This is a genomic window from Nocardia transvalensis (assembly GCF_015477765.1).
Classification (GTDB): domain Bacteria; phylum Actinomycetota; class Actinomycetes; order Mycobacteriales; family Mycobacteriaceae; genus Nocardia; species Nocardia transvalensis_A.
In genome coordinates this window covers 101,175-124,256 of record NZ_JADLQQ010000012.1, presented here as the reverse complement: position 1 = coordinate 124,256, position 23,082 = coordinate 101,175, and the positions used below count along the sequence as shown (strand labels likewise).

Annotated in this window: 22 protein-coding genes and 2 pseudogenes; 13 read left to right on the top strand and 11 right to left on the bottom strand. The window is 68.7% G+C overall.

Annotated features, from left to right (window positions below; genetic code table 11):
* Positions 1-66 precede the first annotated feature (66 nt).
* The 7 genes from galT to IU452_RS30735 all read left to right on the top strand — a co-directional run bounded on the left by galT (position 67) and on the right by IU452_RS30735 (position 6,233).
* The gene (gene galT, locus IU452_RS30765) at positions 67-1,167 is read left to right on the top strand and encodes a galactose-1-phosphate uridylyltransferase (protein ID WP_416382390.1); all 1,101 of its coding nucleotides are present in this window, start codon (positions 67-69) and stop codon (positions 1,165-1,167) included.
* Positions 1,164-2,258, top strand: a complete 1,095-nt coding sequence (gene galK, locus IU452_RS30760) for a galactokinase (RefSeq protein ID WP_195112712.1) — start codon at positions 1,164-1,166, stop codon at positions 2,256-2,258. The genes galT and galK overlap by 4 nt, the downstream gene beginning before the upstream one ends.
* A gap of 516 nt (positions 2,259-2,774) precedes the next feature.
* A complete protein-coding gene (locus tag IU452_RS30755) occupies positions 2,775-3,008 on the top strand; it encodes a DUF397 domain-containing protein (protein WP_195112711.1) in 234 nt (77 codons plus the stop codon).
* Positions 3,009-3,041: 33 nt separating this feature from the next.
* Positions 3,042-3,791 carry an SDR family oxidoreductase gene (locus IU452_RS30750; protein WP_195112710.1) on the top strand — a complete coding sequence of 250 codons (750 nt, stop codon included), beginning with the start codon at positions 3,042-3,044 and terminating at the stop codon, positions 3,789-3,791.
* Between the two features lie 70 nt (positions 3,792-3,861).
* Complete coding sequence (locus tag IU452_RS30745; RefSeq protein ID WP_195112837.1) at positions 3,862-4,263, top strand: PaaI family thioesterase; 402 nt, start codon at positions 3,862-3,864, stop codon at positions 4,261-4,263.
* Between the two features lie 18 nt (positions 4,264-4,281).
* Entirely contained in the window at positions 4,282-5,034 is a 753-nt protein-coding gene (locus tag IU452_RS30740; RefSeq protein ID WP_195112709.1) for an alpha/beta fold hydrolase, read from the top strand.
* A gap of 110 nt (positions 5,035-5,144) precedes the next feature.
* Positions 5,145-6,233: an MBL fold metallo-hydrolase gene (locus IU452_RS30735; protein ID WP_195112708.1), complete on the top strand. Its 1,089-nt coding sequence runs from the start codon at positions 5,145-5,147 to the stop codon at positions 6,231-6,233.
* A 73-nt stretch (positions 6,234-6,306) separates the two neighbouring features.
* Here the strand turns inward: IU452_RS30735 and IU452_RS30730 are convergent, their stop codons facing one another.
* Positions 6,307-7,230, bottom strand: coding sequence for a quinone oxidoreductase family protein (locus IU452_RS30730; RefSeq protein ID WP_195112707.1), 924 nt, complete (start codon positions 7,228-7,230; stop codon positions 6,307-6,309).
* 174 nt (positions 7,231-7,404) lie between these two features.
* Here IU452_RS30730 and IU452_RS30725 point away from each other — a divergent pair, with 174 nt between their 5' ends.
* Entirely contained in the window at positions 7,405-8,022 is a 618-nt protein-coding gene (locus IU452_RS30725; protein ID WP_195112706.1) for a TetR/AcrR family transcriptional regulator, read from the top strand.
* Here IU452_RS30725 and IU452_RS30720 read toward each other — a convergent pair whose 3' ends face one another.
* The 3 genes from IU452_RS30720 to IU452_RS30710 form a co-directional block, all read right to left on the bottom strand.
* The gene (locus tag IU452_RS30720; RefSeq protein WP_228819046.1) at positions 8,023-9,207 is read right to left on the bottom strand and encodes a serine hydrolase domain-containing protein; all 1,185 of its coding nucleotides are present in this window, start codon (positions 9,205-9,207) and stop codon (positions 8,023-8,025) included. It abuts the gene before it with no gap.
* A 133-nt stretch (positions 9,208-9,340) separates the two neighbouring features.
* Entirely contained in the window at positions 9,341-10,540 is a 1,200-nt protein-coding gene (locus IU452_RS30715; protein ID WP_324192918.1) for a permease, read from the bottom strand.
* A gap of 137 nt (positions 10,541-10,677) precedes the next feature.
* Positions 10,678-11,526 carry an NAD(P)H-binding protein gene (locus IU452_RS30710; RefSeq protein WP_195112704.1) on the bottom strand — a complete coding sequence of 283 codons (849 nt, stop codon included), beginning with the start codon at positions 11,524-11,526 and terminating at the stop codon, positions 10,678-10,680.
* Between the two features lie 157 nt (positions 11,527-11,683).
* Here IU452_RS30710 and IU452_RS39335 point away from each other — a divergent pair.
* Positions 11,684-11,962: pseudogene (locus IU452_RS39335) on the top strand (SAM-dependent methyltransferase); the annotation flags it as partial.
* Here IU452_RS39335 and IU452_RS38625 read toward each other — a convergent pair.
* The 3 genes from IU452_RS38625 to IU452_RS30695 form a co-directional block, all read right to left on the bottom strand.
* Complete coding sequence (locus IU452_RS38625; RefSeq protein ID WP_228819079.1) at positions 11,951-13,885, bottom strand: MFS transporter; 1,935 nt, start codon at positions 13,883-13,885, stop codon at positions 11,951-11,953. The pseudogene IU452_RS39335 and the gene IU452_RS38625 overlap by 12 nt on opposite strands.
* Before the next feature lie 171 nt (positions 13,886-14,056).
* On the bottom strand, positions 14,057-14,356 hold the full coding sequence (locus tag IU452_RS30700; RefSeq protein WP_195112703.1) for a hypothetical protein: 300 nt from the start codon (positions 14,354-14,356) through the stop codon (positions 14,057-14,059).
* A gap of 71 nt (positions 14,357-14,427) precedes the next feature.
* A complete protein-coding gene (locus tag IU452_RS30695; protein WP_195112702.1) occupies positions 14,428-15,726 on the bottom strand; it encodes an aldehyde dehydrogenase family protein in 1,299 nt (432 codons plus the stop codon).
* Between the two features lie 218 nt (positions 15,727-15,944).
* Between IU452_RS30695 and IU452_RS30690 the strand changes: the two genes are divergently transcribed.
* The 3 genes from IU452_RS30690 to IU452_RS30680 all read left to right on the top strand — a co-directional run bounded on the left by IU452_RS30690 (position 15,945) and on the right by IU452_RS30680 (position 18,544).
* Positions 15,945-16,994 carry an AraC family transcriptional regulator gene (locus IU452_RS30690; RefSeq protein WP_195112701.1) on the top strand — a complete coding sequence of 350 codons (1,050 nt, stop codon included), beginning with the start codon at positions 15,945-15,947 and terminating at the stop codon, positions 16,992-16,994.
* 113 nt (positions 16,995-17,107) lie between these two features.
* The gene (locus IU452_RS30685) at positions 17,108-17,695 is read left to right on the top strand and encodes an HdeD family acid-resistance protein (RefSeq protein WP_195112700.1); all 588 of its coding nucleotides are present in this window, start codon (positions 17,108-17,110) and stop codon (positions 17,693-17,695) included.
* Between the two features lie 123 nt (positions 17,696-17,818).
* Positions 17,819-18,544, top strand: coding sequence for a haloacid dehalogenase type II (locus IU452_RS30680; RefSeq protein ID WP_195112699.1), 726 nt, complete (start codon positions 17,819-17,821; stop codon positions 18,542-18,544).
* 19 nt (positions 18,545-18,563) lie between these two features.
* On the opposite strand, the gene IU452_RS39330 is transcribed toward IU452_RS30680, so the two are convergent.
* A complete protein-coding gene (locus tag IU452_RS39330; RefSeq protein WP_324192938.1) occupies positions 18,564-18,764 on the bottom strand; it encodes a helix-turn-helix transcriptional regulator in 201 nt (66 codons plus the stop codon).
* A gap of 120 nt (positions 18,765-18,884) precedes the next feature.
* Positions 18,885-19,166: pseudogene (locus tag IU452_RS39325) on the bottom strand (response regulator); the annotation flags it as partial.
* A 218-nt stretch (positions 19,167-19,384) separates the two neighbouring features.
* Here IU452_RS39325 and IU452_RS30670 point away from each other — a divergent pair.
* Positions 19,385-19,915, top strand: a complete 531-nt coding sequence (locus IU452_RS30670; RefSeq protein ID WP_195112698.1) for a TIGR00730 family Rossman fold protein — start codon at positions 19,385-19,387, stop codon at positions 19,913-19,915.
* Between the two features lie 6 nt (positions 19,916-19,921).
* Here IU452_RS30670 and IU452_RS30665 read toward each other — a convergent pair whose 3' ends face one another.
* On the bottom strand, positions 19,922-21,430 hold the full coding sequence (locus IU452_RS30665; RefSeq protein WP_195112697.1) for an aldehyde dehydrogenase family protein: 1,509 nt from the start codon (positions 21,428-21,430) through the stop codon (positions 19,922-19,924).
* The gene (locus IU452_RS30660; RefSeq protein ID WP_195112696.1) at positions 21,427-23,058 is read right to left on the bottom strand and encodes a GMC family oxidoreductase; all 1,632 of its coding nucleotides are present in this window, start codon (positions 23,056-23,058) and stop codon (positions 21,427-21,429) included. Before IU452_RS30660 ends, IU452_RS30665 begins: the two co-directional genes overlap by 4 nt.
* Positions 23,059-23,082 lie beyond the last annotated feature (24 nt).

Genomic DNA, 23,082 nt, shown 5'->3' with positions numbered 1-23,082 from the left:
ATGTGAGCGTTAACAATGCCGCGGTGTACTGTCCGGCCGAGTCCTTCAGCACCGACGGAGGTTGTCTTGGCGCTGCCCGTGCCCGCCCGCAGAACACTCGCCGACGGCCGGGAGATTCTCTACTTCGATACCGAGCCGGTGCCCCGGACCGCCCTCGATCAGCGGGATCTGCCGCCGACCACCACACATTCCCAGACCCGCTTCGATCCGCTGCTCGGCGAGTGGGTGGTGATCGCCTCCCATCGCCAGACCCGCACCTTCCTGCCGCCGGCCGATCTGTGCCCGCTGTGCCCGTCCACCGCGCAGCGGGCCACCGAGATCCCCGAATCCGATTACCAGGTGGTGGTTTTCGAGAATCGGTTCCCGTCGCTGGCGCAGGATGTGCAGGCCGCCGCGGCCGAGACGGTGACCGGATCGCCCCTGACTCCGCTGCGCGAGGGCTTCGGCCGCTGCGAGGTCGTCTGCTTCACCAGTGACCACAACTCCTCGTTCGCCCAGCTGGATGCCGCGCGGGCACGGCTCGTGGTGGATGCCTGGGCGCAGCGCAGTGCCGAACTGAGCGAACTCGACGGAGTCGCCCAGGTGTTCTGCTTCGAGAACCACGGCGAGGAAATCGGGGTGACGCTGTCGCATCCGCACGGGCAGATCTACGCCTACCCGTTCGTCACACCCCGCGTCGCCAAGATTTCGGAGAATCTCGCGACCTACCGAAAGGCGCACGGCGCCAACCTGTTCGGCGATCTGCTGGCGACCGAACGAGCGGCGGGTCTGCGGGTGGTCGCGGCGAACGAGGAGTGGACGGCCTTCGTGCCGCCGTTCGCGCGCTGGCCCTACGAGGTGCAGCTGTACCCGCATCGCCGGGTCGCCGACCTCCCCGATCTGGACGACGCCCAGCGCGACGCCTTCGCCACGCTGTATCTGGATGTCCTACGGCGTTTCGCCCACCGATTCGACACCCCGATGCCCTATATCTCGGCCTGGAATCAGGCACCGACCCCGAAATCCGGCGCACCGCGCGAGGATTGGTGGCTGCACCTACAGCTGTTCTCGATCCGCCGCGCCGCCGGGAAGCTGAAGTATCTGGCCGGATCGGAGTCGGGCATGCAGGTGTTCATCAGCGATACCACGCCGGAGACGGTGGCGGCCGAATTGCGGGAGGTGCGGTGAAGGGGGTCTGGGTGGCACCCGGCCGGGTCAACATCATCGGCGAACACACCGACTACAACGGCGGCTATGCGCTGCCGATCGCGCTGCCACACGTCGTGACCTGCACGGCCGAGACGACCACCGACGGACTGGTCCGCGTGTCGTCGCGCCAGCATCCCGACGACCGGGTGCGCCTGCCCCTCACGGAGGTGGCCGAGGCCGACATCGCCGGATGGGCCCGCTACCCGCTCGGCGTGGTGCACGAATACCTCCGGCGCGGTCGTGCGATCCCGGGGGTGACCCTGCATCTGGACGGGGCGGTACCGGTCGGCGCGGGCCTGTCGTCGTCGGCCGCGGTGGAGTGCTCGGTGGCCATCGCGATGCGCGATCTGTTCGCCCTCCCGATCACCGACTCCGATCTGATCGATATCGGCCGCGCCGCGGAGAACACCTACGTCGGGGCCGCCACCGGCACCCTCGACCAGTCCGCCTCCGTGCTGTGCACGGCCGGGCACGCGCTGTTTCTCGACTTCGCCACCGGCGAGCGGGCCCAGGTGCCGTTCGACCTGGCCGCCACCGGAGCGGAATTGCTGGTGGTCGACACCGACACCCCGCATCAACTCGCCGACGGCGGATACGCCCGGCGGCGGCAGGAATGCGAACAGGCGGCCGCGGCGCTCGGGGTGCGGTCGTTGCGCGAGATCACCGATGTCGCGGCGATAGCACGCCTCACCGATCCCGTCCTGCGCCGACGTGCCCGGCACATCGTCACCGAGAATGCACGGGTGCTCACCGTCGTCGAGATGTTGCGCGACGGCCGCGACCCCCGCCGGATCGGGCCGATTCTCACCACCGGCCACGCCTCGCTGCGCGACGATTTCGAGATCTCCACTCCCCAGCTGGACACCGCGGTCGAGGCCGCGCTCGCGGCCGGTGCGCACGGCGCCCGCATGGTGGGTGGCGGATTCGGCGGCAGCATCATCGCACTCACCGATGCCGACCGAACCCGGCACATCGCGGCGGCGGTCGAGAAACGGTTCGCCGCAGCGGGTTTCACTTCTCCCCGAACCTTCGTCGCAGTGCCTTCGGCGGGCGCGCACCGCGTGTCCTGAACGCCCCGGGTTAATAACGAATTCGGTCCGAGATATTGCGGTTCGGCGCTCTTTGTATCGCCACAGTCGAATTATATTGCGAATTCGGCGAATTGAATCCGGCGGCATCGACAAACAATTGTAATGACAACCCTCCGCGCGATCCGGGAATCGATAGGACGACTCAAGCTCCCCCAGCAACCGAGCGGCTGCCGAATCGTCGCAGCTGGCGAGCATGCCTATCGCCACTCTCCGCCGATTCGGCACGATGCGGCAACCCGGTCGGCTTCCGTCGACCGGTACGATCCGCCCGTACCTCGCAGCGCCCGGCCGTCGGGCCATTCTGCGAATTCAGCGAACGCCCTAGGGAATTGGAAGACCGGCCGGTACGGTGAGAATGCGATAGGCCGGACCGCCGAGGGGAACCCTACCCAATAACGCCGGCTGATCCGGAGATCCAGGTCGATACCCATCAGGATTCCCGACCCCCTCCGAATGACGTCGTCGTACGTCTGCAATCCTCGTTGGGAGGTACTCATGTCCGATCCATATGCCGCCGTGGCGGCTCAACTCTCCGACACAGCTTGGCGCAAGTCCAGTTTCAGCGGCCCCGACGGCAACTGCGTGGAATGCGCACAACTGCCCGACGGCACCGTGGCCGTCCGAAACAGCAATAGTCCCGAAGCCGGCGTGCTGGCATTCACCCGGCCCGAGCTGGCCGCCTGGATCCTCGGCTGCCGTGCCGGAGAATTCGACGACCTGGCCACCTGAGCGGATGCGCGAGTCGGGCATTATCGTCATGCCATGACCAGGCGCAGGATTCTCATTAGCGGTGCGAGCGCGGGACTCGGAGCGGGTATGGCCCGCGAATTCGCGGCTCGCGGCCGTGATCTGGCTTTATGCGCCCGCCGCGTCGACAAACTCGAACAATTGCGTGCACAACTGGTGGCCGATCACCCCGGAATCACCGTGGCGGTGCGCGGGCTCGATGTCGACGACCATGCCGCGATTCCCGGGGTGTTCGCCGCACTGCGTGACGAACTCGGCGGCCTGGATCGAGTGATCGTCAACGCCGGGCTCGGCAAGGGCGCCCGCCTGGGCACCGGCCGCGCCGACGCCAATATCGCCACGGCCACCACGAATTTCGTCAGCGCTCTGGCCCAGGCGGAGGCCGCGTTGGAGATCTTCCGCGCACAGCAGGGCGGGCATCTGGTGTTGATCTCCTCGGCGAGCGCGGTCCGCGGGATGCCCGGCAAGAAGGCCGCCTATGCCGCCAGCAAGGCGGGACTGTCGGCACTCGGCGAGGGGCTGGCGATCGAATTGCGCCGCGGCCCCATCGCGATCACGACCGTGCAACCGGGTTTCATCGCCACCGATATGTCCGCCCGCGCCGGCGACGCGAAACTGGTGGCGCCGCTGGACAAGGGCGTGGCCTCGATGGTGCACGCGATCGAACGCGAGGTGGTTCGCGCGACGGTGCCGCCGTGGCCGTGGCGTGCGCTGGGCGTGCTGCTGCCGCTGTTGCCGCGCGCCGCGATGGCCCGGCTCGGCTGAGCCGTTACCCGACAGGTAATCGACCGGCCCCGCGGCATACGGCAGGCTCGACGACATGATCGAGACCGAGATGATCGATGCCGAGGGCACCCAGCTGTTCCACACCACCATGCCGTTCACCGAGAAGCTGGGCGTCGAGGTGCTCGAGCACGGCCCGCAGGTGGTGCGCAGTCGGCTGGCCTGGGACGAGAGCCTGTGCACCCTCGGTGGCGTCCTGCACGGCGGCGTGCTGATGTCGCTGGCGGATGCGACCGCGGCGGTATGTGCCTACCTGAACCTGCCCGAGGGTAAACAGGGCACCACGACCGTGGAGTCGAAGACGAATTTCCTGCGGGCCGTGCGGTCCGGCCATGCGACCGCCACCGCGAAACCCCTGCACACCGGCCGCAGCTTCATCGTGGTGGAGACCGAAATCCACGACGACGTCGGCACACTCGTCGGCAAGGTCACCCAGACCCAGGCCGTGCTGTAGTCGGATACGCTCGGCGGCGTGGCGAAGTTCAAGACGTGGGACGGGCTCGAGCTGAACTATCGGGAGTGGCCCGGCGACGGGATACCGGTGGTGCTGCAGCACGGCATCGTCGCCGACACCAATGCGAACTGGATGAGTGTCGGCGTCGTGGCGGCGCTGCAGGCGGCGGGCCGCCGGGTGATCTCCCTCGACGCCCGCGGGCACGGCCGATCGGACAAACCTCATGAGCCACAGCGGTATTCGTGGTCGGCGATGGCGGCCGACGTGCGGGCGCTGTTCGACGAACTCGGCCTGGATCGCGTGGCCCTGGTCGGGTATTCGATGGGCGGGATCATCGCCCTGCTGGTCGCGGGGTCCGACGAACGGGTGGCCGAGCTGGCCGTCGGTGGCATCGGTTGTGGCGTGGTGGATGTCGGCGGTATCGATCACCGCGTGATCAGCGCCGAACAGCTGGTCGAGTCGATGCGCGGTGATGCTGCCCGGGTGCCACCGCCCGGTTCGATGTTCCGCTTCCTCGCCGAGGCGATCGGCGCCGACCTCGACGCCATCGCCGCGGTGGCCACCGGCCTGAACGAGGCGCCGATTCGTGACCTGTCGGCGATCAGGATGCCGACGCTGGTCCTGGCGGGCGCCGACGATCCGTATGCCGCCGAACCCGAAAGGCTCGCCGACGCCCTGCCCGACGGCCGTCTCGCCGTGGTGCCCGGCGACCATCTCACCGCCGTCGCCGACCCCGGATTCCATTCGGCGCTGGTCGAATTCCTGCGCTGACCGGTAGCGCCACGCCACTGATCGGCCGCCGACACGTCCGAGGGCCGTACCGGCTGCCGGGCGAGCGAGATACCGTAACCGCGTCGCCGCACCACAGTCCGGGAGGAATCATGCCCGACGGCTTCGGCACCGTACGCCGCGCCCGCACCGCACTGTCCGATCGTCTTGCCGCGCTGCGGGCGCCGGTCCTGCCCGCACCCTCGCCTACGCAGACGATCGCCGCACGGCAACGGTTCTTCGGCGCGGACGTGATCGACGCGACGACCGGGCAGGTGCGGCCCGATCGGGTCGTCGTGTCCTGGTTCGGCTGTGCGAGTTTCGCGGTGGCGATGGGTGGCACCGTGATCCTGCTCGATGCCTGGGTGCCGCGCGGCGCGACCTCCGGCTACGTCCCGACCACGCCCGCCGAGGTGGCGGCGTTGCTCCCCACCGCGATCTTCATCGGGCACGGCCACTTCGACCATGCGGCCGACGCCGGGCCGATCGCGCGGGCCACGGGGGCGGTGGTGTACGGCACGGCCGAACACTGTGCCGCCGTGCGCGATTCGTTCGGCGGGGCGGTCGGATTCCGGGGTGTGGAGTTGGGTTCGGCCCACTCCACGCCCGGCGACCGCTACGACCACGAGGTGGCCGAGGGGTTGAGCGTCACCGCGATTCGGCATCTGCACTCGGCGCCGACCCGCCGCGACGACGGGCCCGACGGCTCCCCCGCGGTGCGGCCGGTTCCGTGCGTCGGCGATATCCGCACCTATCCGCCCGGTGTGGCCGAGGCCGCCCACCTGCTCGGCCATCTCACCGACGCGGAGGGCGGCTCGCTGCTGTACCAATTTCGCACGGCGGCCTTCACTCTCACCTGGCACGACTCGTCCGGCCCGCTGCTGGACAAGGCGCCGCGGGTGCTGGAGGTGCTGCGCGGTCTGCCCGCCAGCGATCTGCACCTGGGCGCGATTCAGACCTTCAACCAGTACACCAACGGCCTGCGCGATCCGCGCACCTACATCGAGGCGTTGCGCCCCAAGGTGTTCGCGCCCAGCCACCACGACAACTGGCTGCCGCTCATGACCTCTCGCGCCACCGCCTATCGCGAACCGCTGGAGGCCGAGCTGGCACGCATTCCCGCGGATCGGCGGCCGGAGCTGCGTATGCTCACCGATCGCGAGGACTACCTGTCCCCTGCCCGGCTGAGCTTCGCCGTCTGAATGCAGACTGCCCCTTCAATGGGCTGATTTCGACGGCATCGAACCGACGCGCCGGACCGACCTCAGGGCCCGATCACAACGGCGTCGGCACGGACGCATCGATGCTGAGCATCACCCGGCCGAGATTGCGCCGCGTCTCGATCGATTCGAGCGCCGCAGCGGCCTCGTCGACGCCGAACACCCTGTGTCGAGGGCGGATCTTCCCGTCCAGCAGCAGTTTCCACAGCTGGTCCCGATAGCCCTGAATCACATCGGGCCGGGTGCGGCCGAGCAGACCGACGGAGAACCCGGTGACGGTCTTCAGATCGGCGAGCAGACCGCCGGTATCGACGCTGCCGCCACCGGCGCTGAAGGCGACCAATCGACCGTGTGGCGCAAGGATTTCCACACCGCGCCGCACCAGATCACCCCCGACACCATCCAGCACGACGTCGACACGGTCGCCCCACGGCTGGTCGTAGGTCACCACCGCATCCGCCCCGCAGTCGCGCAGGAATTCGGCCTTGTCCGCCGAACCGGCCGCGCCCACCACCCGCCGGGCGCCGAGCGCCTCGGCGATCTGCACCGCGAGGTGGCCGCTGCCGCTGGCGGCCCCGGTGATCAGGATCGATTCGCCCGCGGCGAACCGCCCGGCCCGCAGTGCGCCCAGGGCGACGAGACCACCGCGGACGACGGCCAACCCGTCCGCCGGGTCCACACCGGCAGGGATCTCGGTCACCAATTGCGGTGCGGCGAGGGAGTATTCGGCGTAGGCGGATTCGAAGACGATACCGCCGACCTCCTTGCCCACCCAGCCCTCGTCCGTCCCGGGCCCGACCGCGATCACGGTCCCGACCACCTCGGCCCCCGCTTCGGCGGCGCTGCCCGAGCGAAGTGTGCGGAGCAGGCCGAGGTGGACGCCGACCAACCGGGTGCGGATCAGCAGCTGCCCGGGCCCGGGCACCGGCCGCGGCACCTCGATGACCTCCGGCCGAGGGGAGAATTGAATCTTGTGCACTGACCGCACCTTTCGAGTGTCGAGCGAATTCCTGGGCTGTTGCTAGTGGGGTCAGCAGCTGTTGCGCGGCAGCATGACGGCCTCCCTTCGACGAAAGTTACAACGAGCGTAACTTTATGTCGAGCCACCTGAGTTGGTCAAGGGTAAATTTACTCCCGTGGTAAATTTCATCGCGTGAGCTCACCTAGCCCCGGCCTGCGGGAGTCCAAGAAGCGCGAGACCCGGCAGTCGATCTCCGACCACGCCACCCGCCTGTTCATCGAGCGCGGCTTCGAGGCGACGACCATCGCCGAGGTGGCCGACGCCGCGCGGGTCGCGAAGAAGACGGTCACCAACTACTTCCCCCGCAAGGAAGATCTGGCGATCGACATCCACGCCGAATTCGTCGCCTGGTTGGCCGACACGGTCACCGCACGCCCGGCGGGTGTCTCGGCACTCACCGCGCTGAAACGCGAATTCCTCGCCGCGGCAGAGCGTTTCGACCCGCTGGCCGGATTCTCCGGACCCGAGTTCTGCCGGATGATCGCCGACAGCCCCACCCTCACCGCACGCCTGCGCGAACTGCACGACCTGCGGGAGCAGGCGTTGGCCGAGGTGCTGCCCGGTGACGACATCCTGCGCCGCGCCGCCGCCGCGCAACTCACCTCGGCCTATCGCCTGCTGTTCGGTCGCGTGCAGGAGCTCACCCTGGCCGGCCTGCCGCGTCGCCGCATCGCAGAGACCGTGATCGAGGAGGCGAACCGCGTATTCGACCTGCTCGCACCGGCGCTCGGCGACTACGCCGTGGCGTGATCAGGCCACAACGGTCTCCAGCGCCGCGACCAGGTCGGCCGCGCGCGGGTCGAGGCTGCCCTCGACAATGTGGTTGGTGACGTAGGCGAAGGCGATGCCGCGGCGCGGATCGGCGAAGGCGAGCGAGCCGCCGCGGCCGGGATGGCCGAACGAATCCGGTCCGCCGAGGGTGAATTCGGCGGTCGGCAGCATGTAACCGGAGGCGTAGGCGTCCGGAATCAGCATGACGCGGTCGATGCCGCTGGCCTGTTCCCGGGTCGCATCGGCCAGGGTCTCGGCCGATAGCAGCCGCAGCCCGTCGACCTCTCCGATCAGCGCGGCATACATCCGGGCCAGGCCGCGCGCGGTGCCGATGCCGTTGCTGGACGGGATTTCCGCGGCCTGCACGGCGGGAGCGTCGAAGTCGGGGTCGGGCGGTTCGGTCACGGCGAACGCGCGGTTGGTCAGCGAATCGGGATCCTGGGCCGCGGCGAACATCTCGCGCAGGTGCTCGGGGACCTGATCGATCGAGATCGCGGTCGGATCGGGTTTGGGTGCGAAGACCAGGCGGCTCACGCGCTCGCGCTCGGCGCACGGCAGGCCGATGAAGAAGTCCATCCCCAGCGGGCCGGCGATCTCCTCGGCCACGAACCGCCCCACCGAGCGGCCCGACACCCGCCGGATCACCTCGCCCACCAGCCAGCCGAAGGTCCGGCCGTGATAGCCGTGCGCGGTGCCCGGGGTCCACACCGGCCGCTGTGCGGCCAGCGCCTCGACCATCGGATCCCAGGCCAGCGCGTCCGACAGCGGAACGGGTTTGTCCAGCACCGGCAGACCCGCCTGATGCGACAGGAGCCACCGCACGGGGATGTCACCCTTGTCCGCGGCGGCGAACTCCGGCCAGTACCGGGCGACGGGGGCATCCAGATCCAGCAACCCTCGCTGGGCCAGCAGGTGCGCGGCGGTCGCGGTGACGCCCTTGGTGGCCGAATAGACCAACTGCAGGGTGTCGCGCTGCCACCGGCGCCCCGCCTCCCGATCGGCAAGCCCACCCCACAGATCCACCACCGGACGCCCGTCGTAGTACACGGCAACGGCCGCACCCACCTCCGCGCCCCGCGCGAAGTTCGCCGCGAATGCCTCCCTTACGGGTTCGAATCCCTGCGCCACCGTCCCGTCGATCATCATGGCCATATAGTCCCCCATCCCCCGACCCCCGCCCCGGCGCTGGCGCGCCGAGGCGGGGAATAAGTGGCCGTGCCCGGCGAGAAATCAAAGGCGGCACCCAAACCGGATCAAAGGCAGCCCCCAGAAAGGGAAGGGGGTACAAGACGACCGGTCAGTGGTGGTGACCGCGGTGGTCGTGCGGGTCGTGGCCATGCTCGGCGTGATCCGAGCCGTGCTCGGTGTCGGCGGCGCCGCCCATCATGCGCAGCATGGGGATGCCGCCGGTGCGCACGAACCGGAGCACCAGCATCGCGGCCAGCAGCAGGAAGGCGATGTTCAGCCAGGTGGTGTAGTTCCAGCGGATGCCCTCCTCCATCACCATGGCGTGCCGGTGTTCCGGGATGAGACCTGTTGCGCCGAAGAGGATTTCGACCACATAGCCGGCGGCGACCATGGCAACGTAGAAGGTGGCGAGAATGGTCAGCATCATGCGGAGGCCGTAGTACTTGCGGTAGATGTTGAGGATCGGCAGGATCAGCAGGTCGGCGAAGATGAAGGCGACCACGCCGCCGAAGCTGATGCCGCCGTTCCACAGCACCGCCGCCAGCGGCACATTGCCGATCGAGCACACGAATGCGGCGACGGCCACCAGCGGACCCACGATCGGCCCCCACACCGCCGACAGCAGCGGGTGATCGGTCAGGAAGAAGTTCTGCCAGAACGTAGTCGGCACCCACGCCCCGATCGCGCCCGCGATCAGCAGACCCACGATCAGATCCCGCAGGATCGCGGCCCACTCCATGACGAATACGTGCGAGACCGCCGTGAAGCCGCGCGGCGACAGCAGCCGCCGCAGGAACGACCCCCCGCCGGTGACCGACATATCCATGGCCGCATGGCCTTCCATCGATCCGGCCAGCCCGCGGTCGGCCTGCGCCCGCGCCGCCTCCACCAGCCGCGATCGCACGAAGATCCGGAACAGCACCGCGATGAACACGATCATGATCGGCCCGCCGACGAATTCGGCGGCGGTGAACTGCCAGCCCATCAGCAGCGCCAGAATGATGCCCAGCTCCACGACCAGATTGGTGGAGCCGATCTCGAACGCCATGGCCGCGGTGAAGTTCGCGCCCTTGCGGAACAGCGAGCGGGCCAGCGCCACCGCCGCATACGAGCACGACGACGACGCGGCCCCCAGCACCGAGGCGAGCGCGAGCGTGCGGGGCCGGTCATCACCCATCAGCCGCACGATCGTCGATTTGCGCACCACCGCCTGCACCACGGCCGACAGCGCGAATCCGAGGATCAGCGCCCACAGGATTTCCCAGGTCATCGACCCCGCCAACGCCAGTGCGTGGGTTATCGCGTGCACCCTGACCTCCCTTCGCGCCTGCGCACGGCCCATGCCGAACGCTCTCGCCGAAGTTATACCCCCTAAGGGTATGAATCAAGGACCGTGGACGTCAGAACGGCCTTGCGCAGGGCAATACCCCTGCCGTGCCGCCCTAGTCAGGCGAATTCCGTGCGATGGGCCAGCACCCACTCGCGGAAGCTCCGTGGCGGCCGACCGATCACCGCCTCGACGGTGGGATGCACCACCGAGGTGAACGATTCCAGCGCGGTGGCGCGCAACGCCATGATGGCATCGGCCATCTCGGCGTCGACCCCGGACCGCAGCAGCGCCGCCCGCGCCTCGGCGGCAGAGGTCTCCACATAGTGCAGCGGCCGCCCGATCACCTCGGCAAGAATGCCGGTCTGCTCACCCGGCCCGAGCGCCTGGGGCCCGCTGAGGGTGTAGACCTGCCCCTCGTGCCCCGGCTCGGTCAATGCCGCGACCGCCACGGCGGCAATGTCGCCGGGATCCACCACCGCGATCCGGCCCTGTCCGAACGGCGCATAGACGGTGTCTCGGTCGCGAATCGTCGCCGCCCAGTGCAGGGCGTTGGACATGAAGCCCAACGGCCGCACCATCGTCCACGCGACCCCGCTCTCCCGCACCGCCCGCTCCCCCGCGCGATGCCAGGTCGGAATCGGGTCGGTTGCGGTGTCGTCTCCGGTGCGCCCGGACGACAGCTTCACGATGTGCACCACCCCGGCCGCCGCGGCCGCCTTGGCGAGATTCGCATCGTGCCGGGGGATTTCGGGCCCGGCCGACAACAGGAACACGCGCTGTATGCCCTCCAGCGCGCCGACGAGGCTGCCGGTATCGCCCAGATCCGCGCCCACCACCTCCACTCCCTCGGGCAGCCGGGCCGTCTCGGGCCTGCGGGTCATTGCCCGGACAGCAACACCCCGCGCCCTCAGCTGCTCGACAACGGCCCGCCCGACGGTCCCGGTAGCTCCGGTCACGAGAATCACAACACCCTCCTCTACTCACTGCCTGCGGAAAATCCGCAGCGCAGTCAGCGTGCTGGTGTGCCACGATTCGAACCACTCAGCTACCGGCAACCCGCCGAAATATTCCACGCTTCGAGGGGAGGCGGCGGGTTTCCTGCACATCCAGCATCATGAACCGATGACTCGCTACGACTCGACCGGACGGACGTACACGCGCACGCGGCAACCCGACCCTCGCATCGCGGCGCGGATCGAGGACGCGCTGCGGGGGATGGCCTCGGTGGCCAATATCGGTGCGGGCAGCGGGTCCTACGAACCGCAGCACACGGTGGTCGCGGTGGAGCCGAGCCGGGTCATGATCGATCAGCGGCCGCCCGGCGCCGCACCGGCGGTGCAGGGCGTGGCCGAAACGCTACCGCTGCAATCGGTTTCGGTGGACGCCGCGCTAGCGGTGCTCACCGTGCATCACTGGACCGACCTGGACCGGGGCATCGCGGAGATGAAGCGGATCGCCCGCCGCCGCATCGTCGTCCTGACCTGGGATCACCGTGTGTACCGCGAATTCTGGCTGCTGCGGGAGTATCTGCCCGCCGCGGCCGAGACCGACGGCATGCTCGCCGTGGAGCTGGACGAACTGGTCGATCGCCTCGGCGAGGTCACGATCACCCCCATCCCCGTGCCCTTCGACTGCGCCGACGGCTTCGGCGGCGCCTTCTGGCGTCGCCCACACGCCTACCTCGATCCGACCGTCCGCGCCGGCATGTCCATGCTCGCCCTCACCCCCGAATCCGAGCTGCGCGAGGGTCTCTCGCGCCTGCGCGCGGACCTCGACAGTGGCGCCTGGGTCGCCCGGCACCCCGACCTGCTCGCCCGGACCACCCTCGACCTGGGCTACCGGCTGCTCACCGTGCGGCTGTAAGGGGCGGTACCACGGCCGTATCCCCGCCCAGCGCCACGTCCCCCGCCGATGCGGCAACGCCGTGCGCACCACCACGCGGGCGAGATTTCCGGACACCAGGATCGTGACGGCGACGGCGGCGGTGCAGACGACGACGGCCGTCACGAACATCGCCTCGCTGTAGCCGTCGACGTTGGCGGCGACACTGCCGGTCGGCGCCGAATCCGGCATTGCGGCCACGATCGGCGCCAGCATGCTCAGTGACAGCCCGAAACCCACCTGCCCCATCGCGAATTTCGCCGCGGCCGCCGAACCCGCCTGGCGCGGCGGGACCGCCGACATGATCAGCACCGCCTGCGCGTTCTGCGCGCCCATGGCCCCGAACCCGATCAACGCACCGGCCACCGCGTACAGCCACACCTCGGTGTGCTCGTCGACGAACACCAGGCCCACGGTGCCCAGCCCGCAGCACATCAGGCCCGACGCCAGCACCGCCCGGGCCGACATCCCGTTCTCCTGCGCCTGCCCGGCCAGCACCGCGCCCAGCAGCATGCCCAGATACAGCGGCACCACCGACAGCGTGACCGTCAGCGCCGAACCGTTCAGATAGTCACCCAGCAGCCGCGCGGTCTGGCGGGTGTAGGCGGCATCGACGAAACCGAACACCACCCCGGCCAGGCAGGCCGCGCCGAAGGGCAGCGAGTCGAACACCTCCGCCGGAAACACCGGCCGCGAAAATCGCCGCTCCGTGCGCAGAAATATCGCGAACGCCGACAACGACACCGCGGCCGCGCCGAGCACCACCGAATTCCCCCACCCGTGCAGCCCGGCGTACTCGATGCCGCCGACCGCGGCCACCAGCGCCACCGTCGCCCACAGCAGCCCACCCACATCGAATCGGCGGGGTGCCGCGCGCGGTGCGTCCGGCACCGTGAGCCAGGCCAGCAGCACGCCCGCCGCCGCGATCCAGGCCGTCAGCAGATATCCGTTGCGCCAGACGGTTTCGACGCTCAGCACGGTTCCGGCGATACCGCCGGACAGAATGCCGACCGCCTCGATGCCCAGCCACACCCCGAACACCCACGGCAGTTCGCGGTGGAAGAACAGGGCCGGAAGCAGCGCCAGGGCCGTGACGAACGCGACGGCGGTCGCCGCACCGGTGATCGCGCGGCCGAGGATGAACAGCTCGGCGGTGGGTGCGTAGGCGGTGATCGTCGCGCCGACCACGACGCCGACACCGCCGTACAGCAGTAGTCGTCTGCGCCCGGTCCGGTCGCCGAGCACTCCGGCGCCCAGGACGCACGCCGCCGCCAGCAGCGTCCCGATACCGGCGGCCAGCGCGGCGGCGCGGGGGGCCATCTCGAACTCCTGCTGCGCCTGCACCACGGCCGACGCATGAGTAACTGTATCAATGCCAAACAGGCAGGAAAGCAGCGCGACAGCGCACAGCACGATGGTCCGACGCTCCCGCCGACCACGCATGTGTACCGGCCAGAACTGCAGAGTCGGCGTTTGGAATGTCGACACGCGCACCCTTTCCGTGAGACTTCACCCCTGTTGCCGACATATTGCCCATAACGACTGCAGATTTCCGGCAAGCGTCGTTGGCGCGTCGTGAATCACCAGGAATGCACGGGGGGTTTCAGCGTGATGTCAGCGCGGCTTCAGGCGCCCCGCGGCCACCAGCACGCGGTAGGCCGCGGCCTTGCGGGCACAGTGGGCCACGGTGCAGTCGAGATGCTGTTGCATCGTGCGGTGCGCCTCGGGGACCGCCAGCGGATGGTCGGGGGCGCTGTGCGGCACGGCCGGCTTCACCGATTCCGCGAGTACGCGCTCCCGGATCTCGGCCACCGTGCGCCCGTGTGGAATTCGCTGGGGCCGCATGCTCATGATCACACCCGCCAGCGCGCCGGCCATGACCATTGTCGCGGCGAAAACCTGCCATCCGCCCATCACTTCACCTCTGCGTGACAGTTGTTCATGACTCTCTCGTGTTGTTGCGAACTTCCTTGGACAGGGAGGTATTACGGGTAGTTGGCCGGTACGAGGTGGACCGAGACGTCGTTGTGGCCCACCCGGGCCGCGCACAATCGACCGGCGACATAGGCGCCGGCCGCCTCGTCGGTGGTCCAGACGCTCGCACACGGTCCGGAAGGATCGTTGGCCAGTGCGATCGCCTCGTCGGCGTCGGCGACCCGGACGACCGGCAGCACCGGCCCGAGGGTCTGGTGGTTCAGCACGCGCATCGACGGATCGACCCCGGCGAGCACGGTCGGCGCGAACAGGTGCCCCGCCCCCGTCCCGCCGATGCGCGCCACGGCACCCTTCGCCCGCGCGTCGCGCACCTGTTCGTGGACCTGGCGCACATGGGCGGAGGAGGTCATGACGTCCACGCGGGAATCGTCCGGATCGGCGGCGCCGAAGGCGGCCACCTCGGCGACCAACCGATCGACGAAGGCGTCGTAGCAGGCGGATTCGACGAAGACCCGCTCGATGCTGTGGCAGTTCTGCCCGGATTCGGCCAAGCCCCCCAGCGCGATCCCCGCCGCCGCCCGGTCCGGATCGGCATCGGCCAGGACGATGGCCGAGGATTTGCCGCCGAGTTCGAGACGGCACGGGACGAGCCGGGCCGCCGCGCGCAGCGCGACCACCTTTCCCACCTCCGGTGAGCCGGTGAAGTACACCTGGTCGACGGCGTCGACCAGCGCCGGTCCCGCCTGATGTCCGGCGACGAAGTCGAGCACCGGCGGCGCGCCGACCTGCGCCCAGCCGGTGATGACCGCGCGCGTCGTCAACGGCGTCACCGCCGACGGCTTGACCACCGCCGCGGATCCGGCCAGCAGCGCCGGAACCGCATCGAACATCGCCGTGGCCAGCGGGTAGATCCAGGACGCGAGTACCCCTGTCACCGCGCACGGCCGGTAGCCGATCGCCAGCCGCAGCGCCACATGCGAGACGCCGTTCGGGCGCGGGCGCTGCCCGCCGAGGAAATCGGCGCCGCGGGTGCGGTGGTAGTCGATCGCGTCGATGGCGAGCCGGAACTCCCGCACGGCATCCGAAACCGACTTGCCGGTTTCGGCGGCCAGCAGTTCGACGAGGACATCCCGGTTGTCCAGCAACCAGTCACGGAACCGGGTCATCCAGTGCACCCGCCCGACGACACCCAGTGAGCGCCAATGCAGTTGCGTCTCGCGCAGGCAGGCCACCACGGCCCGGACCCGGTCGGGACTGTGCATGGGCAACGTTCCCAGCACCGTCCCGTCGGCGGGCGCGGCCACGGTGATCCAGGCGGTGCAGGTGGTATTCGAACGGGCGGACAGCATTCGGGGGCTCACTCCGGCGCATCGAGGGTGGCGGTGCCGCACCGCGATCGCGCAGCGCACGGGCCAAGTGGACGAATGCCCGGGTCGAAAGGGTGCGCCGATCACGATGCGGCATGAGAGAAACCGTATGGCTATCGTGAAGGCTCAACCAGTGCGCAATGGGCCAGAAATCGGCGAATATGGGACGCGCGAGCGGGCGATTCTGGGACGATTTCGGTGTGGATGATGCCTGGGTTACGGATGAGCCACTCCGACTGCGATCCATCACCGGCGCCGCGCTGTTGGCGGACTTCGCGGTGACCCGCGGCCTGCCGGTCCCCGACATCCTGCGGGAGACGGGAATTTCGGAGCAGCAGCTCCAGGATCCCACCGCCGAGATCACCCTCGCCCAGGAAATCACGCTGACCCGCAACGTCGTCACCGGCATCCAGGACGAGCCCGGGCTGGGCCTGATGGCCGGACTGCTGTGCCACGCACCGAGCTTCGGCGTGCTCGGCTTCGCGGTCATGAGCTGTGCCACGCTGCGGCAGGCGGCCGAGGTGGGCCTGCGCTACGCCGATCTGTCGGCCACCCTGGCCCGGCACTGGCTCGAGGATCACGGCGACGAGGTGTGGATCGTGCGCGACGACCGCACCGTGCCCGAGGATCTGCGCCGGTTCGTCCTGGAGCGGGATCTGGCGGCGATCGGGACCATCCAGCAGGATCTGCTGCCGACCAAGGTGCCCACCGCGCGCGTCGAACTCGCCGTGGAGGCACACCCGATCTACGAGATGTTCGGAACCCTGCTGGGCGTGGACACCATCGTCTTCGGCGCGCCGCGGTCGCGGATGATATGGCAGGCCAGCACCCTGGAAATGCCGCTGCCGCAGGCGAATCTGGCCACCCAGCGCTACTACGAGCAGCAGTGCGCGGATCTCATCCAGCGCCGCCGCGGACGCACCGGCATCAGCGGCGAGGTGCGCCGGCTGCTGATCCGCCACGGCGGCGTCACCGACCAATCCCATATCGCCGCCGACCTGGATGTCAGCGTCCGCACCCTGCGGCGCCGGCTCGCCCAGGAGGGCACCACATTTCGCGAGCTGAGCAACGAGACGGTGGGCATGCTCGCCGAGGAATTGCTGATGGCCGGTTTGACCGTCGAGCAGGTGGCCGACCGCCTCGGCTACTCCAGCGTTTCGGCGTTCACCTCGGCGTTCAGGTCGTGGAAGGGTCAGTCACCGGGACAGTTCGCCCGCGCCAACCGGGGCCGTGTCACCGCACGGGTATGAACGAGGTCGATTTCACCCGCGTCGAATCGGCCCGGCAGCGCATATGGACGCGCGACACGTTCGATTTGTAGCTAATGACCCGCTAATTGCAGGAAGAGACTTATTCTTCCTCAATGACAACCAGCAATAGTGTTTACGAAGGGCCGCTGCATCAGCTGGCCCGTGGCGCGTGGCAGTCGTTGCTGGTCATCGGCATCTTGTCGGTGATCGTCGGCATCCTGGTACTGGCCTGGCCCGGGCCGACACTGGCGGTGGCCGGCATTTTGTTCGGCATCTATCTGCTGGTCTCGGGCATCCTGCAATTGGTTGCCGCATTCGGGCCGCACGTCGGCACCGGTTTACGGGTGCTGTCGCTGATCAGCGGTGTGTTGTCGTTCATTCTGGCGTTTTTCTGCTTCCGTAGCATCGGCGACGCCGTGGTACTGCTGGCATTGTGGGTGGGTATCAGCTGGATGTTCCGCGGTATCGCCTCATTGGTGGCGGGGGTCGAGGCGCCGCCGGGCCTGCCGGGCCGGGGCTGGACCATTTTCTACGGCATCGTGCTGATCATCGGCGGTATCGCCCTGGTGGTGTGGCCGATCCACTCGATCGCCGTGCTGACCCTGGTGGTGGGTTGGTGGCTGATCTTCATGGGCATCATGGAGGTCGTCTACGCGTTCTCCATCCGCTCGGCCGCCAAGAACAGCCCGAGCACCCTCTGAATTTCTCCACATCGACTGCGCCCCGGGCCGATATGCCCGGGGCGCAGCGCTTTTCGGGGTCTGGACGCCCTGACTATAGTCGAGTATCGTGCGGTCACGACAGCATCGGCGGAGGGAGGCCACATGCCGCAATTCGACCGCGACGGCGTGCAGGTGATCACCTGCGACATCTTCGGCACGACCGTGGACTGGTACACCGGGATCGGCCAACAGGCCGCGGAGGTCTTCCGTTCCGCCGGTGTGGATCTCGACGCCGAGAACTTCGCCAACGAGTGGCGCGATATGTATCTGCCCGCCATGCAACGGGTTCGCGACGGCGAGCGCGAGTGGGCCTATCTCGACACTCTGCATCGCGAGTCGCTGGACAAACTGTTGGCGGACAAGGGAATCGGCGCGGAACTGGACGAGGCGGCCCGCGCGCGACTGGTGCGGGCGTGGCATCTGCTGCCCGCCTGGCCCGACGCCGCGGCGGGCCTGGCCCGCCTGCGGCAGCGATACACCGTCGCTGCCCTGTCCAACGGCGGTTTTGCGCTGCTGACGCGGCTGGTCAAGGCGGCCGGGCTGCCCTTCGACTGCATCGTGTCGGCCGAGCTGGCGCGGTCCTACAAACCCGCGCCGCAGGTGTACCGGACGGCGGCCGACCTGCTGGACGTCGATCCCGCGCAGGTGCTGATGGTGGCCTGCCACCGCTGGGATATCGACGGCGCGCGGGAGACGGGCCTGCGCACCGCATTCGTCGAGCGTCCCCGGGAAAAGGGCCCGCACCGCACCGCCGACCGCGCCGAAGACACGGTCAGTGATCTGAGTGCGAAGAGTTTCGGCGACCTCGCCGAACAGCTGGGCTGCTGAGGCCGTCCACTCGGTTTCCTCACCCTGGCGTGAGACCCGCGTCGCGGGCGAACAATGCGGCCTGTACCCGATTGCCGACCTCGAGGGCGGCGAGGACGCGGCTCACGTGGGCCTTCACGGTGCTCTCGCGCATGCCGAGTCGCTCGGCGATCTCGGCATTGGTGGCGCCCTCGCCGACCCAGGCCAGCACATCGCGCTCGCGCGGGGTGAGCCGGTCCAACCGAACCCGTGCCGAGACCGCCTGTGGGCGGGTGGTGCGGTGGTAGCGGTCGATGACCCGGCGGGCTGCGCTCGGATGCAGGATGGCCGAACCGGCGGCGACCAGGTGGATCGCGCGCAGAATCTCCGCCGGATCGGTGTCTTTCAGCAGGAAGCCGTCGGCACCGGCGGCGAGCGCGTTGTAGACGTATTCGTCGAGGTCGAAGGTGGTCAGGGAGATGACGCGGGGCGGGTGCGGCAGCGCGCGCAGCCGGGTGATGGCGGCGATGCCGTCCACGCGCGGCATCCGGATATCGACCAGCGCCACATCGATGCGATGCGCGGTGGCCCGCGTGACGGCCTCGGCTCCGTCGGCGGCCTGCGCGACCACCTCGATATCCGGATCGCCGTCGAGCAGGTCGGCCGTCGAGGAAACGTTGGCCGAATACTGGGCCCGCTACGGCACCGACTGCGTCACCGTCAACCGGAATCCGCCACCGGCCCGCATCTGGCGCCTACAGCGCCCCGATTCACCCAACCAAAGCATGGGATACCTGCGTCTGCTCTCCGAGGCGAGACCGTGATCGCGGCCGTCCGCGCCCGCACCTGAAAACCGGTTGCCTTGCCCCCTAGGCTGACTGGGTGAACATCTGCGTCTTCCTCTCCGCGGCCGAACTCGACGAGCGCTATACCGTTCCCGCCCGTGAGTTCGCCGAGATGATCGGCAAGGGCGGGCACACCCTGGTGTGGGGCGGGTCCAATGTGGGCCTGATGAAACTGGTCGCCGACGGCGTACAGGAATCCGGTGGGCGGCTGGTCGGTGTGTCGGTGGAATTTCTGCGAGACAAGGCCCGCGACAATGCCGACGAGATGATCATCACCGCCGACCTGGCCGAGCGGAAGGCGCAACTGCTGGCCCGCGCCGACGCGGTGGTGATCATGGTCGGCGGCACCGGCACCCTGGACGAGGCCACCGACATCATCGAGCTGAAAAAGCATGGCCTGCACGGCAAGCCGATCGTGCTGCTCAACACCGCGGGCTTCTACGACGGCCTGCGCCAGCAGCTCGAGCGGATGGACGCGGAGGGCTTCCTCCCGCGTTCGCTGACCGAGCTGATCTACTTCGCCGACAACGGTGCCGACGCACTGAGCTTTCTCGAGCAGACGGTGTGAATTCCCTCAGCCCACATACCTTTTCCCGTGCAGCATCGTCGTTGTCTTGGCCACCAGCCGGTCGGTCCTCTCGGTGCGATCGAAGGTGGTCAGGGCCATGAGCGGGGCGAAGCGCTGCCGGGCCACGGCGTGGGCGTAGGTGAATTCGCGCAGGCCGTCCGGCCCGTGAATGCGGCCGAAACCGGACGCGCCGACGCCGCCGAACGGCAGCGACGGGATCTGCGGGAAGTTGAATACCGCGTTCACACTGACCATTCCGGTGCGCAGCCGGTCGGCGAGGTCCCGGCCGCGGGCCTTGGCGTACACCGCCGCGGACAGACCGTACCGGCTGGCGTTGGCACGCTCGACCGCCTCGTCCATATCCGCCACGGCGGCCACGGTCAGCGTGGGGCCGAAGGTTTCCTCGGTGACCGCGAGCGCGTCCTCGGGCACATCGACCAGCACGGTCGGCTGCACCACCTGCCCGGCGATCTCACCCACACCGCCGGTGAGCACGCGGCCGCCGCGCACGATCGCATCCTCGAGGTGCCGTCGGATCACCGCGACCTGTTTCGGCATGGTGATCGGGCCGATCTTGGCCTCGGTATCGATACCGGCACGCAGCTCTCGCGCCCGGGCCACCGCCTTGTCGACGAACGTGTCGTAGACCGCCCGGTGCACATACACGCGTTCGGTGGCGATACAGGATTGACCGGCGTTGGCCATCCCCGCCCACAGCGCCGCATCGACGGCGGTATCCAGGTCCGCGTCGGCATCGACGATCAGCACGTCCTTACCCCCGCATTCGGCCACCATGGGCGTCAGCGATTCCGCACAGACGGCCATGACCTTCTTCGCCGTCTCGGTGGATCCGGTGAAGGCGATCTTGTCCGCCCCGGCCCGGCACAGCGCCTCGCCCGTCGAGGCATCCCCGGTGAGCAGTTGCAGCACAGGCTGTTCCGGCACCACCTCCCCGAACATCTCGACCAGCCAGGCACCGACGCCCGGGCTGTATTCACTCGGCTTGAACACCACGGCATTTCCGGCGGCCAGCGCGTAGACGATGGACCCGAGCGGTGTGAACACCGGATAGTTCCACGGACCGATCACGCCGATCACCCCGAGCGGCTTGTACTCCACCGACGCGGCGTGGTTGACGGTGAGCAGCCCCACCCGGGCACGCTTGCGGCCCAACACCTTTCGCGCGTTGCGGCCCGCCCACTTCAGATGGTCGAGCACCAGCGCCGGTTCCAGAACGGCGTCGGAATACGGTTTCCCGGTCTCGTCGTGAATGATCGCCCCGAGTTGCGCCATCCGCCGGGCGAGCACTCCCGCGAATCGGGCCAGCCGTTCCCCGCGTTCGGCGTAGCCGAGTCCGGACCACCAGTCGAAGGCGGTCCGTGCCCGCTCGACGGCCGCGGCCGCATCGCTCTCGTCGTGGATCGGATAGGTGCCGACCAGATCGCCGGTGCCCGGATTGCGCACCTCGAAGGTGGGGCGTGAGGTGGTGCTCTGCACATGACTGGTTGCGGTCATCGGCTGCTCTCCTTCGCAACGGGAACGGCCGCGGCCGCGGCGCGGCGGCCACGAATGAGGTCGGCGGCCTTCTCGCCGATCATGACGGTGGGCGCATTGGTGTTGCCGCGCACGATGCGGGGCATGATCGACGCATCCACTACGCGCAGGCCGTCGATACCGCGGACCCGCAGCTCCGGATCCACCACCGCCCGCTCGTCGGTGCCCATCGCACAGGTGCCCACGGGATGGAACAGGGTCTGGGTCCAGCGCGCGATGTGGGCGCGCAGACCATCCTCGCCGAGGGCGTCGACGGACTCCGGAAGATAGGACCTCTCCAGGTATTTCGACAGCGGCGGTCGATGGGTGATATCGATCAACCGGCGCATTCCGGCCAGTAAGGTCTCCAGGTCGCGGGGATCGGACAGATACGCCGGATCGATCTCCGGCTTCCACAGCGGATCGGCCGACCGCAACCGCAACCGCCCCCGGCTGTGCACCTCGACCAGCGTCGGACCAGCGGTGAACATCGGGGCGATGGCCTCGTGGAACCCGTTGTCGTAGAAGGCCGTCGGCGCGACGTGGAACTGCATGTCCGGCGCCGGCGCCTCGGCCCGGGTGCGGATGAAGCCGCCACCCTCGCCGATATTCGAGGCCAGCGGCCCACGGCCGAATGCCTGCCACTGCGCCAACCGCGGCGGCGTCTCGAACTGGGCCAGATCCGAGGAGTCGCGGGTGCGCCATAGCATCGGCGTCGCGGGATGGTCGTGCAGGTTCTCCCCCACTCCCGGCAGATCCGCCACCACGTCGACGCCGATCTCGCGCAGATGCCCGGCCGGGCCGATGCCCGAGAGCATCAGCAGCTGCGGCGAATTGACCGTGCCACCCGACAGCAGCACCTCGGCCTCGGCGAACACGGTATGTTCCGCGGCGCCGCACACATAGTCGACGCCGATCGCGCGCAGACCCTCGAGCCGCACGCGGGTGACGTGGGCGCAGGTGCGCACGGTCAGATTCGGGCGCGACATCGCCGGGCGCAGATAGGCATCGGCTGTCGACCAGCGGCGGCCGCGGCGATGGGTCACCTGATAGCGGCCGACACCCTCCTGATCGCGGCCGTTGAAGTCGTCGGTGCGGGGCAGGCCCGCGGCCACGGCGGCCTCGATCCACGCGTCGGTGAGTTCGTGGACGAAGCGCGGATTCTCCACGTGCAGCGGGCCGTCGGTGCCGTGATAGGGCGAGCGCAGACCGGTGTTGGTCTCCGACTTCACGAAGTACGGCAGCACATCCTCATAGCTCCAGCCGACCGCCCCGAAATCGCGCCGCCAGCCGTCGTAGTCGGCGCGATTGCCGCGAATGTAGATCATCGCGTTCATCGCCGAGCAGCCGCCCAGCGCCTTCATCCGTGGCCAATAGGCGCGCTGCCCGCCCAACTGCCGTTGCGGAACCGTCTCGTAACGCCAATCCCATTGCGTACGCAGCAATTTCCCCCACGCAGCCGGAATACGAATCTCATCGGCGTCATCGACCGGCCCCGCCTCCAACAGCAGCACGGCAACCGACGGATCCGCACTGAGCCGATCGGCGAGCACACAGCCTGCACTGCCCGCCCCGACGATGATGTAGTCGAACGATTCCCGGTCGATCATCACGACCTCCACTGCAGACCGGCG

What these genes read in the sequence shown, in the direction of transcription:
- IU452_RS30755 (WP_195112711.1), top strand. Translation starts at nt 2,775, where the DNA reads ATGTCCGATCCATATGCCGCCGTGGCGGCTCAACTCTCCGACACAGCT.
- IU452_RS30750 (WP_195112710.1), top strand. Translation starts at nt 3,042, where the DNA reads ATGACCAGGCGCAGGATTCTCATTAGCGGTGCGAGCGCGGGACTCGGA.
- IU452_RS30745 (WP_195112837.1), top strand. Translation starts at nt 3,862, where the DNA reads ATGATCGATGCCGAGGGCACCCAGCTGTTCCACACCACCATGCCGTTC.
- IU452_RS30735 (WP_195112708.1), top strand. Translation starts at nt 5,145, where the DNA reads ATGCCCGACGGCTTCGGCACCGTACGCCGCGCCCGCACCGCACTGTCC.
- IU452_RS30720 (WP_228819046.1), bottom strand. Translation starts at nt 9,207, where the DNA reads ATGGGGGACTATATGGCCATGATGATCGACGGGACGGTGGCGCAGGGA.
- IU452_RS38625 (WP_228819079.1), bottom strand. Translation starts at nt 13,885, where the DNA reads ATGCGTGGTCGGCGGGAGCGTCGGACCATCGTGCTGTGCGCTGTCGCG.
- IU452_RS30700 (WP_195112703.1), bottom strand. Translation starts at nt 14,356, where the DNA reads ATGGGCGGATGGCAGGTTTTCGCCGCGACAATGGTCATGGCCGGCGCG.
- IU452_RS30695 (WP_195112702.1), bottom strand. Translation starts at nt 15,726, where the DNA reads ATGCTGTCCGCCCGTTCGAATACCACCTGCACCGCCTGGATCACCGTG.
- IU452_RS30685 (WP_195112700.1), top strand. Translation starts at nt 17,108, where the DNA reads ATGACAACCAGCAATAGTGTTTACGAAGGGCCGCTGCATCAGCTGGCC.
- IU452_RS30680 (WP_195112699.1), top strand. Translation starts at nt 17,819, where the DNA reads ATGCCGCAATTCGACCGCGACGGCGTGCAGGTGATCACCTGCGACATC.
- IU452_RS30665 (WP_195112697.1), bottom strand. Translation starts at nt 21,430, where the DNA reads ATGACCGCAACCAGTCATGTGCAGAGCACCACCTCACGCCCCACCTTC.
- IU452_RS30660 (WP_195112696.1), bottom strand. Translation starts at nt 23,058, where the DNA reads ATGATCGACCGGGAATCGTTCGACTACATCATCGTCGGGGCGGGCAGT.